Here is a 13,284-nt window from a genome sequence, read left to right on the forward strand (position 1 = left end):
GCATTTTCAGGAACCGGGGTAAGTTGCGCTTGCGCACATTGCCCCGGTTCCCTCATCCGGTGTGGTGTCCTTTTCAAACCAAACGCAGAAGCAGCCATAACCCTATCAGCAGGGCGGGCGCCTGCGTCAGCAGCATACCGGCAGCGCGGATCTTCCTGTCATACAACAGGTAATGCAGGATCCTTCCGGCAAGAAAGCTGAACACAGCTATCCATAGCCAATCCTTTGACATGCCCATCACTTCCGCCGCGCCGACTACCAGCGCTGTGATAGGGGCGTTTTCAACGAAGTTGCCATGGATGCGCACGCGTTTCTGCAACACTTCATCACCACCGTGTCCGCGCAGGATATCTGTTGCACCACGCCGCACACCGATCCATCCGGTCAGCGCGAACACGACGATCGCTGACAGCGAGACAAATGCAGTCGTTACGGGAATCGCAACCTCCATCGCTACATCTCCATCTCGACGCCTTCGGCAATCACGATGTCACCGCCAATGTTGAGATGCGGGCAGCGTTCGGCAAATGCGCGCGCTTCGTGACAATCAGAAACCTCGACAACGCTGAAGCCATTGAGCCTATTCGCGCCGATGTCTTCCGTCGCGTCCTCTTTAGTCACCGCGACTGTCTGGGCGAAGGGCATGCCAGGGTTAATCAAAGCTTTGCCAAGGCTTTGCGACCATTCGCGCCAGTCGGCCATATGTTGCTGTGCGGCTTCGGGCGACGCGGGTGGGTTGGCGTTGCGGTATATGAAAACAAATTTGGGCACTGATTTCTCCTTTATCTGTCAATGCGGCCCCTTTCCTGACGCCCACCTAAATATGTTCAAGAACATATTTTGACGGTGTGATACGCCTGCCTTCGATACCGCCTCAAGGAGAAGCCATGCCCTATTCGAAAGATCACAAAGCCAGCGTTCGCAGCAAAATTGTCGAAGCTGCACGGCAACTCTTCAACCGCTACGGTTTTGACAATGTCTCCATCGATCAGCTCATGGCAGAAGCAGGGCTGACGCGTGGCGGGTTCTATGCGCATTTCCGAAGCAAGGAGGAGGTGTTCGCAGCTGCTACGGCGAGTTTCCTTTCAGGCCGCGGGGCGCAGTGGCGATCCGAAGCGGGCGTCGACCCGAGCGCAGGCCAGCGAGAAATGGCGAAGCGGATGGTTGCATCCTATCTCTCGCGCGAACATCTCGAGGCGGTTGACGCGCAATGTCCGCTCATTGCCTATGCGACCGATGTCGCGCGCTCCGGACCGCAGGTGCGCGAAAGCTATCGTGATCTGCTGCAAGCGATGGTTGGCCTTTATGAAGCCAATCTGGGCGAAACCGATAAAGCAGCACGGCGCCGCGCACTCTCGCTGGCCGCGCTGACAATCGGCGGCATGGTGGTCGCACGCGCACTGCCGGGCGAACCGATTGCCAATGAGATTCGCGAGGCCGCGCTGGCCGACGCCAATGCGCTATGGCTCGACTGCGAACCGGCGCACGCCATAGCCTAACCGATTTCACTTGGTTACGGAGCAGCCAGCCTCTATCTGCCTTTCTGCCGGGGAGCCGGGCAGCCGCGACCCTTCGACAAGCTCAGGATGAGCGGGTTAAGGGATCGAGGAAAGTCCGGGCTCCGCGAAACAAGGGTGGCGGGTAACGCCCGCCGGGTGAAAGCCTCAGGGCCGAAGCTCAGGGAAAGTGCCACAGAGAGTATACCGCCGATGGACCCTAAAGGTCACAGGCAAGGGTGAAAGGGTGCGGTAAAAGCGCACCGGGGGGCCGGTAACGGTCTCCGTCATGGCAAACCCCACCCGGAGCAAGACCGCATAGGGGTCTCGCGTCACTTGCTGGCAGGAGCGTTTCGCTCCGAGAGGCCCGGGTTGGTTGCTGGAGCGCGTGGAGCAATCCACCGCCTAGATGAATGGCTGCCCCTGCGGCGCTGATGTGCGAGCATATCGGCTGCAGGACAGAACCCGGCTTACAGGCTCCCCGGCACACCTCCGCGTGCTTGATCAGGCAGAAACGCGGGCGCCCTCAACCTTGATATTACCCTTCTTGGTTTCACGCGCGGCGATGTAGCGGCGCTTCTTGCCTTCGAGCACGAGAGCAGTGAGGCGACCGGTGGCGTAGGCGCCGGTGTCGATACCAATGCGGTTACCCGCGTTCACAGGCTCGTCGGTGATCGTGTGGCCGTGCACCACAACCGGGCCGTGCGGATCCTTGTGACTGAGGAATGGCTCCCTGATCCAGCGCAGTGTGCGCTTCTTCTGCTCTTCCAGCGGGACACCAGGCTTGATGCCAGCGTGGACGAACAGGTAATCACCCACCAGCACCATGTCTTCAAAGTTCGAAATGAACTTGCGGTGCTTGGCAGGTACCATTGCTTCCATCAGCGCCTGGATCTCCTCCAGCGAGCTCTTGCTGAAGGCCTTGCGCTCCATACCATAGCTCATCAGCGTTTCGCGCCCGCCATGGCGGAGGAAGTGCCGCAACACATCCTCATCTTCAAAAGCCTTGACGAACATCTCTTCGTGATTGCCCCACAAGATGCGGACATCGCGGCGCTTACGCCATTTCTTGACGAAATCGACAACGCCCGCACTATCCGGGCCGCGATCGACCAGATCGCCCAGCATGATAATCAGAGATTCAACGCTTTCGGCTTCGCCCTCGGCAATCTCGGCTTCGATATCGCGAGCAAGGGCCTCGAGCAGATCCAGCCGTCCATGCACATCGCCGATGGCATAGACGCGCTGGCCCTTGGGCACCTTGGGCTGGTCTTCCTTCGCTTTCGACGAGGTGAGCTTGGATTTGAAGTATTCGATCATCGCGTTCTGGTTATGGTGACATAGAAACTACGCACCGCAGGACAAGATAGCCCCAACTAACGCGTTTCTTCCACACTTTGTGTGTCGGATAGGTGAATATGGTGCTCAAACACCACAATCATCATGCACTGCAACAAAAATCGCGCAGCCTCTTGTGCGATGCAGCAAATTTGTGCATGATTGTGTCGTTTTCGCGCGAATTGGCACAACAAAGATGCTGAAAACGCGAAGGCGCAGGTGGGACGAAGCATTGTTCACCACAAGCAATTGAGGAAATTGCCCATGCTTACGTCCGTACGCAGCCTCGCGGCTGCATCATTTTTTGCACTCACTACTGCCCTCGCCACGCCTGCCTTCGCGCAGGAAGAGGAAGACGACGGGATCGGCGTCGATGTTTCGGCCAACGTTGCCATTGTCAGCGAATACAAGTTCCGCGGTGTTTCACTGTCGGACGGGGATATCGCTGTTCAGGGCGGTGTCGATTTGAGCCTTCCTGCCGGTTTCTATGTCGGCACCTGGGCCTCTTCCATTGATGAAGACACTGTCGGCTACGGCCACACAGAGCTCGACATTTATGGCGGCTGGTCCGGCGAATTCGGCGCGATCTCCACCGATGTCGGGGTGATTATGTATATCTACCCCAACGCCGGTGCCGGTGATTTCGACTATGTCGAGGTCTATGGCTCGGTCGGCACCACGCTTGGCCCGGTCGAGGCTACGCTTGGCGTGGCCTATGCGCCCGAGCAGGATTCGCTTGCCGGGACCGACAACTTCTACGTCTATGGCGATCTTGGCACGGGCATCCCGGGCACGCCGGTCTCGCTCTACGCCCACCTTGGCTACACCGATGGCTTTCTGACTTTCACCAATGACGGTGAAGCGCTCGATTATGCGCTGGGTGCCGATGTAGCGCTGGGCAGCAATCTTTCCATCGGCGCTGCCTTTGTTGGCGTGGAAGGCGACGTGCTGATCGACCCGGACGGCACTTTTACCGACGATTCGGTGGTGCTGACCTTGTCGGCGAGCTTCTGATCTCGAGATAAGCGCACGAAGCGAGGAACGGGAGGGCCTGTGCCGGGAACGGTGCAGGCCCTTTCGTATTCGGCGCGGATATCTATATCGCAGCCTCAAAGCGCGAGACAGGAGCCATAATGCCCAAGTACCTGCACACCATGATCCGCGTCACCGACCCGGAAGCCACCGTCAAATTCTTCAACCTGATCGGGCTCGAGGAAGTCCGCCGGATGGAGAACGAGAAAGGCCGCTTCACATTGATCTTTATGGCGACGCCGGGGCAGGAAGGCGTTGCCGAGGTTGAGCTGACATACAACTGGCCGCCAGAGGATGGCAGTGCGCCGGAGACCTATGATGGCGGCCGCAATTTCGGCCATCTCGCCTATCGCGTCGAAGACATATACGAGACGTGCCAAAAGCTGATGGATGCTGGGGTCACGATCAATCGTCCCCCGCGCGATGGGCATATGGCCTTCGTCCGCACGCCCGATGGGATCAGCATCGAATTGCTGCAGGATGGCTATCTTGACCCGCAGGAACCGTGGGCGAGCATGGAGAATACCGGCAGCTGGTAAGCACGCTCATGTGAGCAATTGCTTGCCTTTCGCCGCCAATATCGCCACCTGACGCCGCATTATGCCAGCGCGCAAACTCCCCCAGGTGGTCATCATCGGCCGCCCCAATGTCGGCAAGTCGACTTTGTTCAACCGTCTGGTTGGCAAACGGTTGGCGCTGGTCGACGACCAACCAGGCGTCACACGCGACCGGCGCATGGGTGAAGCGGGGCTGCTCGGCCTCGAATTCGAAGCGGTCGATACGGCAGGTTGGGAAGGCGAGCAGGATGACAGTCTGCCCGCCCGCATGCGCGCACAAACGCAGGTGTCGCTGAAAGGCGCTGATGCCGCGCTGTTCGTTTACGACAGCCGCGCGGGGCTTACTCCGCTCGATGAAGAAATCGGCCAATGGCTGCGCGAGCAGGAAGTGCCCGTAGTCATCGTCGCCAACAAGGCGGAAGGCAATGCGGGCGAAAGCGGCATTCTGGAAGGCTACTCGCTGGGACTGGGCGAGCCTGTTCCGGTCAGCGCGGAGCATGGTGAAGGCGTGGCCGATCTCTACGCTGCGCTGATCCCGCTGATTGGCGAGAGGGCCGAGCAGCTCGAGCTGGAAGCCGAGCAAGCCGCAGCGATCGCGGCGAACGAACTGGCCGCACGCGCCGCTGCCGCAGCTGAGGCGGGCGAAGAATTCGAGCTGGAAGAGCACGATCCCGAAGCGCCGCTAAGCCTCGCCATCGTGGGCCGACCAAACGCGGGCAAGTCCACGCTGGTCAACCGCATGCTGGGCGAGGATCGCCTGCTGACCGGCCCGGAAGCCGGCATTACCCGCGATTCCATCGCGGTCGATTGGGAATGGAACGATCCCAAGTCAGGCGAAACACGGATCATCAAACTGATCGACACCGCCGGCATGCGGAAGCGCGCCAAGGTGGTCGACAAACTGGAGAAGCTCTCGGTCTCCGATGGTCTGCGCGCGGTAGACTATGCCGAAGTGGTTGTGCTGTTGCTCGATGCGACACGCGGCCTTGAAGTGCAAGATCTCAAAATCGCCAGCAAGGTTCTCGAAGAGGGTCGCGCGCTGATGGTCGCGATCAACAAGTGGGACGTGGCCGAAGACGCATCATCTCTGTTCAACGGCATCCGTAGCGCGCTTGAAGAAGGGTTGTCCCAGCTCCGCGGCGTGCCGCTGTTTGCCGTTTCCGCCATGACCGGATCGGGCATCGACACCATGCTGCGCGCCGCCTTCAAGCTGCGCGACGACTGGAGCCGCCGCGTCCCGACATCGGCGCTTAATCGCTGGTTTGACGATGCGATGGCAAACAATCCGCCCCCTGCCCCTGGCGGTCGACGCATCAAGCTGCGCTACATCACGCAGGTCGGCACTCGTCCGCCCCGCTTCGTGATCTTCGGCTCTCGACTGGAAAGTCTGCCGACCAGTTATGAGCGATACCTGCTCAATGGCATCCGCAAATCGCTGGGCTTTGGTGCTGTGCCGGTGCGGCTGACTTTGAAGAGCCCCAAGAACCCCTACGATTCAAACCGCGGCGGTGGCGGCAAGTTCAGCGGTGGCGAAGGGCGAGATTAGGCGCACGCCTCGTTCAGCCAATCCCAAAACTCATCCCACAGTCGTTCGCGTCCTTTGCGCAATGCACCTTCGTGGCCGATCCGCTTGACGCCCACATCAGCCGGCTTTCGCATAACGATTTCGGTTGGCGCGTTGGGATAGCTTTTCAGCAGTTCGCGGGCTGCGCGAGGTGTTGCAATCGGATCATCGGGGAAAATCCATGACCGGATAGGCGCTTCGATTTCAGAATAGTGATTGGGCACCAGATAGCTGTTCAGCTCGCTGCGAAAATAGGAACGTCTGTGGCTCCATCGCCGCCATGTCTTGAACAGCTTTGGCGGCAGTGGCTCGCCATTCCAGCCACCGATCTGCGCAATATAGCCGTGCCTTGCCAGCGAGTAGTTGCCCAGAATCCACCAGAAATAGAGCTCCTTCGGAACGTCACGGCGGTGGTGCGCTCCCCAAAAGCCCGTACCGACAGACACGAACGCGTGGCGCCTGACCCGCGAGTGGTTGGCAGCGAGCCCAACGATATGGCCGCCTACGCTGTGCGCGACATGGCCGATCGGCAAGTCAGGGGCGGCGTCGGCTAAGGCAGAAATTGCTGCCGCAAGATCCAGGCATCCCCAGTCCGGCAAATCAATATCGGAGGTGGCGAGGTCCTCAGCAGCTGATCCCGCAATCCCGCGGTAGTCATATGTCATGACTACCGCGCCCTTGGCAGCGAAGTACCTCGCAACATCGCGATAGAACTGGCGTGGAAAACCAGTGCCCGCAGAAATCAGGATTGCTGCGTTAGGATCTGGCCCCCGGTAGATGTCAGCAGCCAGCCGCCATCCATCGGATGCCTGAAATATCAATTCTTCGGGCTGGGGCCCGTCCATGGTCTTGGGTGCTCGCGGCGTGGTCAGCCCTCACCGTCTCCGGCAGCCTTGCTCTGCAACTGCACGTAGTTTTCCAGCCCCATGCGCTCAATCATATCGAACTGGGTTTCGAGGAAGTCGACGTGCTCTTCCTCGTTGTCGAGAATATGGGCGAAGAGATCGCGGCTGACATAGTCGCGCACGCTTTCGCAGTATTCGATGGCATCACGCAGCAGCGGTATGGCTTTCTCTTCGAGCACCATGTCGGCCTTGAGGATTTCCTCGACCGTTTCACCGACCTGAAGCTTGTGGATCGCCTGAAAATTGGGAAGCCCGTTCAGGAACAAGACGCGCTCTGCCAGCTTGTCTGCGTGCTCCATCTCCTCGATCGATTCCTTGCGCTCGTAAGCAGCAAGTTTGGCCACGCCCCAATCGTCGAGCACGCGATAATGCAGCCAGTACTGGTTGATCGCCGTCAGCTCGTTTGTGAGCGCCTGATTGAGAAATTCGATGACTTTTGCGTCGCCCTTCATGGGTCACACTCCATTGCTTCCTGTTGGCGGCGATAAACGCCGGAAGCGGGGCGAATTGCAAGGGCAGGCCATCCAAAAACACGCGAAAAAGCGCAGAAATCTGCGCTATTGCGAATGCGTAGCAGAACTAGGGAAATTAGGCGGCGAAGGCCGGATCGATCAGCGCTTCACGCTCTTCACGGATCACGTCATCGGCTTCATCAAGGCAGTTGCCGCATTGCGGACGTTTGCCCAGCTTCGCGTACACAGTTTCGGCGTTGCCATCGTACTGGCGCGCTGCCTTGCGCAGATCACATTCGCGAATCGCATTGCAGATGCAGGTGTACATGTGGGCGCAAAACTCCGTTGACGCCCACATTGTTAATGCGAGTCGCTTGCAATTACAAGGCTAATGAGAATTATTCTCAACTTTTCTCTAGCGCTTGAGGGGGAAGCGCTTGCCGTAGGTCAGGCAACGCCACAGCCATTCGAGCGGACCGTAGCGATATCGCTCCAGCCAGGGCTTGGACCACAACAGCATGACCGCCCATGCCATCGCCACAACGAGATAAAGTTCGGGCCGCGAGAGCTCGCCCCACAAGCCTCCGGCCCAAGGATGGAAGATGAGCATCATCAGGACTGATGTGCCAAGGTAGTTGGTAAAGGCGGCGCGACCTGCAGCGGACAAACGCTCTGCCAGCCACCCGCTCGCCGTTTCGCCATAGATCGCCATGATAGCGACGAAACCGAGCACAACCGGCAGCTTCGGATAATGGAGATAACCGGTGAGTGCGGCGACGCCTTCCCAGAAGGTGACCCCATTGGCAGCTACGCCAATACCGATGAGCAAGGTCAACAGTGACCCGCTCACAATGCCGATCCAGCCCCACATCAGTTGTTTCCGCCGGTTCAGCGCGCCACTGAACATGCCCACTTTGTAGAGCCCCATCCCGATCAGGATCAGCGGAACGGTCTCGAAGAACAGCATGAGCGGCGCATTGACGAAGGGATCGGAGATATGTTCGGAAACATTGTGCTGCACAAACTCCGGGTAGCTTCCTTCCGTCAGGATCACGGTTTCCGCCGCATCGTCCCCAAGCAATTCGGCCTGAGCCTCCTCAACCCCGACGACCATCTCGGCGAACTTGGGGTTGGCTGAGGCGCCAGTGTCCATCACGAGCGAAGGCAAGGCGTTGAACAGGACAAACAGAGTGCCGCCGATGATGTAGGTCAGTAGGCCCATCACCAGCAGGTTGCGGCCTGACATCTTGAGGAACGCCAGAGCCACAAACCCGCCCAGAGCGTAGAGGGTGAGGATGTCACCGCGCCAGATCATCAGGAAATGGAAAAGCCCGAAGAGCAACAGCCAGAACAGCCTGCGCGCGAGCAACCATTTGCTTGCCCCTCGCTCCCAGGCTTTCTCCATGAAGAGGATGAGACCGACGCCGAACAGGATAGTGAACAGTCCGCGCATCTTCCCGTCGATGAGGGTGAACTGGGTGATCCACATCCAGTAGTCGGGATCGCCCGCATCGGAGACAAAACCGCCCGGCCACATGTAGGCCATCTGTGGCTGCCCGAAGAACACGATATTCGCGGCCAGAATGCCCAGCACCGCGATGCCGCGGATCAGATCCAGACTGGCTAGACGATTGCCCTGTACAACCGGAGTTACGCTCTCCTGTTCGCTATCCGGCGTTGCCGCGACTTCACTCATCTTGTGATCCCCTTCACACGTCCCGCGCCACTGTAACGTGGTCCGCGGAATTGGGAAGCGGGCAGTTGTAGAAGATCAGTTACGGGTGACGAGGCAATCCTGCCCCGCGCGGCGCAGTGCGTTGCACGCTGTCTGTGCTTCGTTACGGGTCGCGAAGCCACCGGCCTGCAAACGGGTTACGCGGCCTGTCGGAATGAGCAAACGCTCCCGGCCCGCAAGTTCTGGACGGGACGAGAGGCGGTTCCACAAACGCTCCGCATTGCCAGCAACGCCAAAGGCGCCGAGCTGCACACGCCACGGACCGCTCGTGCGCGCCGGTGCAGGAGCGGGAGCAGGCTCCGGACGGCGGGCTGCAGGCGGAGGCGTTGGCTCTGGCGTGCGGGCCACTGTAACGGGCTGTGACGGAGGTGGCGTTGGCGTCCGGCTGGACGAAGCAAAGCTTGCGCCTGCAGCCCCCGGATCCTCGGTACCCGTCGCAATCCGCGCCTGACGCACGGCTTCCTGTGCAGCGGCAACAGATGGCGATACTTCGACTGTCGGGATCGGGCGCGGTACACGCGGGCTGGTCGTCGGACGCGCCTGTGGTGGAGGCGCAGACTGCGCGACTTGCGGTCCCATCGTTCCAAGGTCGGCGGCTGCCAGTTCTACGGCGCGGGCTTGCTCCGCTTCAGTCTGAAGCTGGCGGGCAAGCGCCGCAGCAGCCTGACGTTGCTCGATCGGAATGTGCTGGTCCATCTGCGTGATCGCTGCGCCCGCTTGCGGAAGACCCTCTGCATTGGCGAGAGACAACAGCGCATAGGCGCGTACCCAGTCACGACCGACAAGGTCTCCGTTAAAGTGCGCGATACCGAGCAGATACTGCGCGCGCGGATCACCCCGGCGTGCTGCGCCCTGAACATAGGGAAGCGCCTGTTCGCGGCGACCATCCTGAAAAAGCATGAGGCCATAGGTATCGGCAGCTTGCACATGTCCGGCCTGCGCGGCGCGAGCATAGAGCTCTTCTGCACGCGCCATGTCCTGCGGCACACCGCGCCCCAGACGATAGGCCTGCGCCAGATTGAACATCGCATCGGGGTCACCCGCCGCAGCAGGCGCTTGCCACTCAACCACCGCAGCAGCGTAGTCTCCGCGGCTCCACGCCTCCACACCTTCGCGAACCTGTGCCGCAAGCGGCGTGGCAATAGCGGCAGCGGCGACGAAGCCGGTGGCCCAGACAAGAACAGTCTTCTTAAGCGACATCCATGCGATCCCGTGTGGCGATACGTTGAAACGAGACTGCCATAGTAAACGCCACATTAGCAAAGCGTTTATGGCACCCGATTATTTCTTCCCGTGCAAAACGCCATCTCCTGCGGGATACGACAAATTACAGGTTGCAGGTGCAGCAATTGCGCAATCCCCGCTGCGTGACGTCACACATTCAATGATCCCGAATTAACTCAAAATAAACGGTATCCTGCGAAGCCATGCCCCGGAAAGCCCGCAAACCATCCCGGTCCGGGTAAGAGATTTTAGGGGGAACAGCCTTGCGCGTTCTAGCTTTGGCATCACAGAAGGGTGGCTCGGGTAAGACCACTCTTTCCGGGCATCTGGCCGTACAGGCACAGCGTGCCGGCGCCGGTCCCGTCGTTCTGATCGACATCGATCCGCAGGGTTCGCTTGCCGACTGGTGGAATGAGCGTGAGGCCGAATTCCCGGCTTTCGCCCAGACGACTGTCGCACGGCTGGCCAACGACCTTGCAATCCTGCGCCAGCAGGGTTTCAAGCTCGCTGTCATCGACACGCCTCCTGCCATTACCATGGCGATCCAGTCAGTGATCTCGGTTGCAGAGCTGATGGTCGTACCGACCCGCCCCAGCCCGCACGATCTGCGCGCTGTCGGTGCTACGGTTGACCTGTGCGAACGCGCCGGCAAGCCGCTGATCTTCGTTGTGAACGCCGCCACCCCCAAGGCCAAGATCACTTCGGAAGCGGCCGTTGCCCTTTCGCAGCACGGCACCGTTGCCCCGATCACCGTCCACCACCGCACCGATTTTGCCGCCTCGATGATCGATGGCCGCACGGTGATGGAAGTGGATCCGGAAGGCCGCTCCGCGCAGGAAGTCACCGCACTGTGGCACTATGTGGCAGACCGCCTTGAAAAGAACTTCCGCCGCACCGTATTTGCCGCTCCGGGCCAGCGCCCGCAGACCGGCAACTCGCAGCAGGCAGGCTTCGGCCGCCGGGTGGCACAGTAATGAGCAGCTCGGCCGCCAGCGAAACCCAGTTCGCCTCTCTCGGGCCGATGCTTCTGGCCCGCAAGGGAACCGCCAAGCCCGCCATGCGCGCGCAGCTGACTACTTCAGATCGCACCGCACAACTGGGCGATGACTTTGACGATCTGGCCGATAGCCAGTCGGATCTGGGTTGGAATGACATGGGTGAGAACGATCAGGTCGTTCCCCTGCCCGTTGCTAACAATCGTCCGCACATCATGCCCGATGCACCTGTGAAGGCGCGCCGCAGCGCCGTGTCGCAGGGAAAGCGCGCAGCCTTCACGCTGCGCCTTGATGCGGAGCGTCACCTTAAGATGCGCCTTGCCAGCACCATGCAAGACATGAGCGCGCAGGCACTCGTCACCGAAGCGCTAGACCGCTTCCTTGACGCAATTCCTGAACTCGATGCCATCGCCGCACAGGTGAATGGCAAGAAGAACACGGCCTGAAGGGAAACCTGACTATGTACTCCATGGAAAAGCGCAATCCGATGCTCGGCCTGGGTGTAACCACCGCGATGGCCGCTGTGCTGCTCTCCGGCTGTGCCGGTAATGCTGCCCCGCGTGCAGATGTTTCCGCAGCCGACGCCCGCATGGCCATGGCCAACGGCGAACACGGCGCTGCCATCCAGTCTGCCGAAGCTGCCGTGGCTGCAGAGCCGCGCAACGCAGCTTACCGCATGACGCTGGGCAATGCCTATCTTGAAGCCGGTCGCTTCGGCGCGGCTTCGACCAGCTTTGAAGATGCGATGGCGTTGGGTGAGAATAGCCCGCGTGCCGCACTTAGCCTTGCGCTCGCCCTTACCGGCCAGGCCCGTTACTCGGAAGCTTCTGCTGTCCTGAGCGATTGGGAAGGCCGCATTGCTTCTGCCGATATCGGCCTCGCCTTCGCGCTCGCCGGTCAGCCGGAACGCGGAATCCACATTCTCACCAATGCCATTCGCGGCGGCGATAACTCGGTCAAGACCCGCCAGAACCTCGCCTATGCCTATGCTGTGGCCGGTCGCTGGCGCGAAGCCCGCATGATGGTCGCGCAGGACGTGCCGGCGCATGAAGTGGGCAATCGCATGGCAGAGTGGGCGCAGCTTACCCATGCAGAAGCCTATCAGGCTCGCGTTGCCGGTCTGCTGGGTGTGCCTGCCAATGTCCGCGATAGCGGCCAGCCAGTCCATCTCGCACTGGTCAACGCACCCGGCGCCTCACAGCTTGCCTACGAAGCGTCTGCTCCTGCGGTTGATGCCAATGGCGAGCTTGCTGCTATCGATACTGACCGCATGAACGTTCCGGCTACTGGCGGTGCCTTGCCGCAAGTTGGCGCTCCTGCCGATAGCCCGAGCACTTTCGCTAGTGCCTTTGGCAGTGGCCCGGCGCTCGCTCCCGTACAGGCACCAAACACGAGCTACGCCAGCCGTCCGGTCGTTCAATCAACACCGGGAAGTGCACCGAGTGCATTTGCCCCGCCGCCGCCGGCAGCGCCAGCTGCTTCGGCTCCGCGCCTTCCTGAAATCGCCCGCCCTGCCCTCGCAACCTCGCGTCCGGCAGCAGCTCCGGCCCGCACCGCCAGCCCTGCTGCCGAAGTGGCTCCGTCTGCAGCTCCTGCTTCGGCAGCAACCCCGGTCGCCAACCCCACGCACCTTGTGCAGCTGGGCAGTTTCTCGAGCGAAGCGGGTGCAATGCGCGCATGGAACATCTACGTCGCACGCTACCCCGAGCTGGCTGATCGCGAACGCGTGATCACGCAGGCTGTAGTCAATGGCCGCAACTACTGGCGCGTTTCTGCCGGTGGCTATGACCGCGCGTCGAGCACCGCCATGTGTGGCCGCGTAAACTCTTCCAACGGTGAAGGTTGCATCAGCTGGGCTGCCAACAGCCCGCTGCCAGGTGCAGTTGATACCGGCGTCCGTCTCGCGCGCCGCTAAGACCTCTTTCTCTCTCCGAGAGACAACAGGAAAACCCCTCCCCTAACCGGGAGGGGTTTTCTTTTGCGCTG

15 protein-coding genes and 1 other RNA gene are annotated in these 13,284 nt (G+C 60.5%); 8 read left to right on the forward strand and 8 right to left on the reverse strand.

Going from position 1 to position 13,284, the window contains the following annotated elements; all coding sequences use genetic code 11:
* Positions 1-73 precede the first annotated feature (73 nt).
* On the reverse strand, positions 74-451 hold the full coding sequence (locus OOZ52_RS04965; RefSeq protein ID WP_274697399.1) for an MAPEG family protein: 378 nt from the start codon (positions 449-451) through the stop codon (positions 74-76).
* Positions 452-453: 2 nt separating this feature from the next.
* Positions 454-771 carry a hypothetical protein gene (locus OOZ52_RS04970; protein WP_274697400.1) on the reverse strand — a complete coding sequence of 106 codons (318 nt, stop codon included), beginning with the start codon at positions 769-771 and terminating at the stop codon, positions 454-456.
* A 116-nt stretch (positions 772-887) separates the two neighbouring features.
* Here OOZ52_RS04970 and OOZ52_RS04975 point away from each other — a divergent pair, with 116 nt between their 5' ends.
* Together OOZ52_RS04975 and rnpB are read left to right on the forward strand one after the other, a co-directional pair.
* On the forward strand, positions 888-1,499 hold the full coding sequence (locus OOZ52_RS04975; RefSeq protein WP_274697401.1) for a TetR/AcrR family transcriptional regulator: 612 nt from the start codon (positions 888-890) through the stop codon (positions 1,497-1,499).
* 47 nt (positions 1,500-1,546) lie between these two features.
* An RNA gene (gene rnpB / locus OOZ52_RS04980) (RNase P RNA component class A) lies at positions 1,547-1,985 on the forward strand.
* A 15-nt stretch (positions 1,986-2,000) separates the two neighbouring features.
* Here rnpB and OOZ52_RS04985 read toward each other — a convergent pair.
* Positions 2,001-2,816, reverse strand: coding sequence for a metallophosphoesterase family protein (locus OOZ52_RS04985; RefSeq protein WP_274697402.1), 816 nt, complete (start codon positions 2,814-2,816; stop codon positions 2,001-2,003).
* A gap of 282 nt (positions 2,817-3,098) precedes the next feature.
* Here OOZ52_RS04985 and OOZ52_RS04990 point away from each other — a divergent pair, with 282 nt between their 5' ends.
* From OOZ52_RS04990 to der, 3 genes are all read left to right on the forward strand, one after another.
* Entirely contained in the window at positions 3,099-3,848 is a 750-nt protein-coding gene (locus tag OOZ52_RS04990; protein ID WP_274697403.1) for a TorF family putative porin, read from the forward strand.
* Positions 3,849-3,967: 119 nt separating this feature from the next.
* Positions 3,968-4,405 (forward strand): VOC family protein, encoded by a 438-nt coding sequence (locus OOZ52_RS04995; protein WP_274697404.1) that lies wholly within the window; start codon positions 3,968-3,970, stop codon positions 4,403-4,405.
* Positions 4,406-4,466: 61 nt separating this feature from the next.
* Entirely contained in the window at positions 4,467-5,969 is a 1,503-nt protein-coding gene (gene der, locus OOZ52_RS05000) for a ribosome biogenesis GTPase Der (RefSeq protein WP_274697405.1), read from the forward strand.
* Here der and OOZ52_RS05005 read toward each other — a convergent pair.
* The 5 genes from OOZ52_RS05005 to OOZ52_RS05025 form a co-directional block, all read right to left on the reverse strand.
* Positions 5,966-6,832 (reverse strand): alpha/beta hydrolase family protein, encoded by an 867-nt coding sequence (locus tag OOZ52_RS05005; RefSeq protein WP_274697406.1) that lies wholly within the window; start codon positions 6,830-6,832, stop codon positions 5,966-5,968. The genes der and OOZ52_RS05005 overlap by 4 nt on opposite strands.
* A 23-nt stretch (positions 6,833-6,855) precedes the next feature.
* The gene (bfr, locus tag OOZ52_RS05010) at positions 6,856-7,344 is read right to left on the reverse strand and encodes a bacterioferritin (RefSeq protein WP_274697407.1); all 489 of its coding nucleotides are present in this window, start codon (positions 7,342-7,344) and stop codon (positions 6,856-6,858) included.
* Between the two features lie 136 nt (positions 7,345-7,480).
* Positions 7,481-7,672, reverse strand: a complete 192-nt coding sequence (locus OOZ52_RS05015) for a (2Fe-2S)-binding protein (RefSeq protein ID WP_274697408.1) — start codon at positions 7,670-7,672, stop codon at positions 7,481-7,483.
* A gap of 87 nt (positions 7,673-7,759) precedes the next feature.
* On the reverse strand, positions 7,760-9,040 hold the full coding sequence (locus OOZ52_RS05020) for a DUF418 domain-containing protein (protein ID WP_274697409.1): 1,281 nt from the start codon (positions 9,038-9,040) through the stop codon (positions 7,760-7,762).
* Between the two features lie 75 nt (positions 9,041-9,115).
* A complete protein-coding gene (locus OOZ52_RS05025) occupies positions 9,116-10,279 on the reverse strand; it encodes an SPOR domain-containing protein (protein ID WP_274697410.1) in 1,164 nt (387 codons plus the stop codon).
* A gap of 287 nt (positions 10,280-10,566) precedes the next feature.
* On the opposite strand from OOZ52_RS05025, the gene OOZ52_RS05030 reads away from it, so the two are divergent.
* From OOZ52_RS05030 to OOZ52_RS05040, 3 genes are read left to right on the forward strand one after another with little or no spacing between them, the layout of a single operon-like run.
* Positions 10,567-11,277 (forward strand): ParA family protein, encoded by a 711-nt coding sequence (locus OOZ52_RS05030; protein WP_274697411.1) that lies wholly within the window; start codon positions 10,567-10,569, stop codon positions 11,275-11,277.
* Positions 11,277-11,744: a hypothetical protein gene (locus tag OOZ52_RS05035; RefSeq protein ID WP_274697412.1), complete on the forward strand. Its 468-nt coding sequence runs from the start codon at positions 11,277-11,279 to the stop codon at positions 11,742-11,744. Before OOZ52_RS05030 ends, OOZ52_RS05035 begins: the two co-directional genes overlap by 1 nt.
* A gap of 14 nt (positions 11,745-11,758) precedes the next feature.
* Positions 11,759-13,213 carry an SPOR domain-containing protein gene (locus tag OOZ52_RS05040; protein WP_274697413.1) on the forward strand — a complete coding sequence of 485 codons (1,455 nt, stop codon included), beginning with the start codon at positions 11,759-11,761 and terminating at the stop codon, positions 13,211-13,213.
* Positions 13,214-13,284 lie beyond the last annotated feature (71 nt).

Origin of the sequence: Aurantiacibacter sp. D1-12 (genome assembly GCF_028858515.1) — a bacterium.
GTDB lineage: Bacteria > Pseudomonadota > Alphaproteobacteria > Sphingomonadales > Sphingomonadaceae > Alteraurantiacibacter.

Bases quoted from the DNA above. Each gene is read 5' to 3' on its own strand.
- OOZ52_RS04965 (WP_274697399.1), bottom strand. From the start codon at position 451: ATGGAGGTTGCGATTCCCGTAACGACTGCATTTGTCTCGCTGTCAGCG.
- OOZ52_RS04975 (WP_274697401.1), top strand. From the start codon at position 888: ATGCCCTATTCGAAAGATCACAAAGCCAGCGTTCGCAGCAAAATTGTC.
- OOZ52_RS04985 (WP_274697402.1), bottom strand. From the start codon at position 2,816: ATGATCGAATACTTCAAATCCAAGCTCACCTCGTCGAAAGCGAAGGAA.
- OOZ52_RS04990 (WP_274697403.1), top strand. From the start codon at position 3,099: ATGCTTACGTCCGTACGCAGCCTCGCGGCTGCATCATTTTTTGCACTC.
- OOZ52_RS04995 (WP_274697404.1), top strand. From the start codon at position 3,968: ATGCCCAAGTACCTGCACACCATGATCCGCGTCACCGACCCGGAAGCC.
- der (WP_274697405.1), top strand. From the start codon at position 4,467: ATGCCAGCGCGCAAACTCCCCCAGGTGGTCATCATCGGCCGCCCCAAT.
- OOZ52_RS05005 (WP_274697406.1), bottom strand. From the start codon at position 6,832: ATGGACGGGCCCCAGCCCGAAGAATTGATATTTCAGGCATCCGATGGA.
- bfr (WP_274697407.1), bottom strand. From the start codon at position 7,344: ATGAAGGGCGACGCAAAAGTCATCGAATTTCTCAATCAGGCGCTCACA.
- OOZ52_RS05015 (WP_274697408.1), bottom strand. From the start codon at position 7,672: ATGTACACCTGCATCTGCAATGCGATTCGCGAATGTGATCTGCGCAAG.
- OOZ52_RS05020 (WP_274697409.1), bottom strand. From the start codon at position 9,040: ATGAGTGAAGTCGCGGCAACGCCGGATAGCGAACAGGAGAGCGTAACT.
- OOZ52_RS05025 (WP_274697410.1), bottom strand. From the start codon at position 10,279: ATGTCGCTTAAGAAGACTGTTCTTGTCTGGGCCACCGGCTTCGTCGCC.
- OOZ52_RS05035 (WP_274697412.1), top strand. From the start codon at position 11,277: ATGAGCAGCTCGGCCGCCAGCGAAACCCAGTTCGCCTCTCTCGGGCCG.
- OOZ52_RS05040 (WP_274697413.1), top strand. From the start codon at position 11,759: ATGTACTCCATGGAAAAGCGCAATCCGATGCTCGGCCTGGGTGTAACC.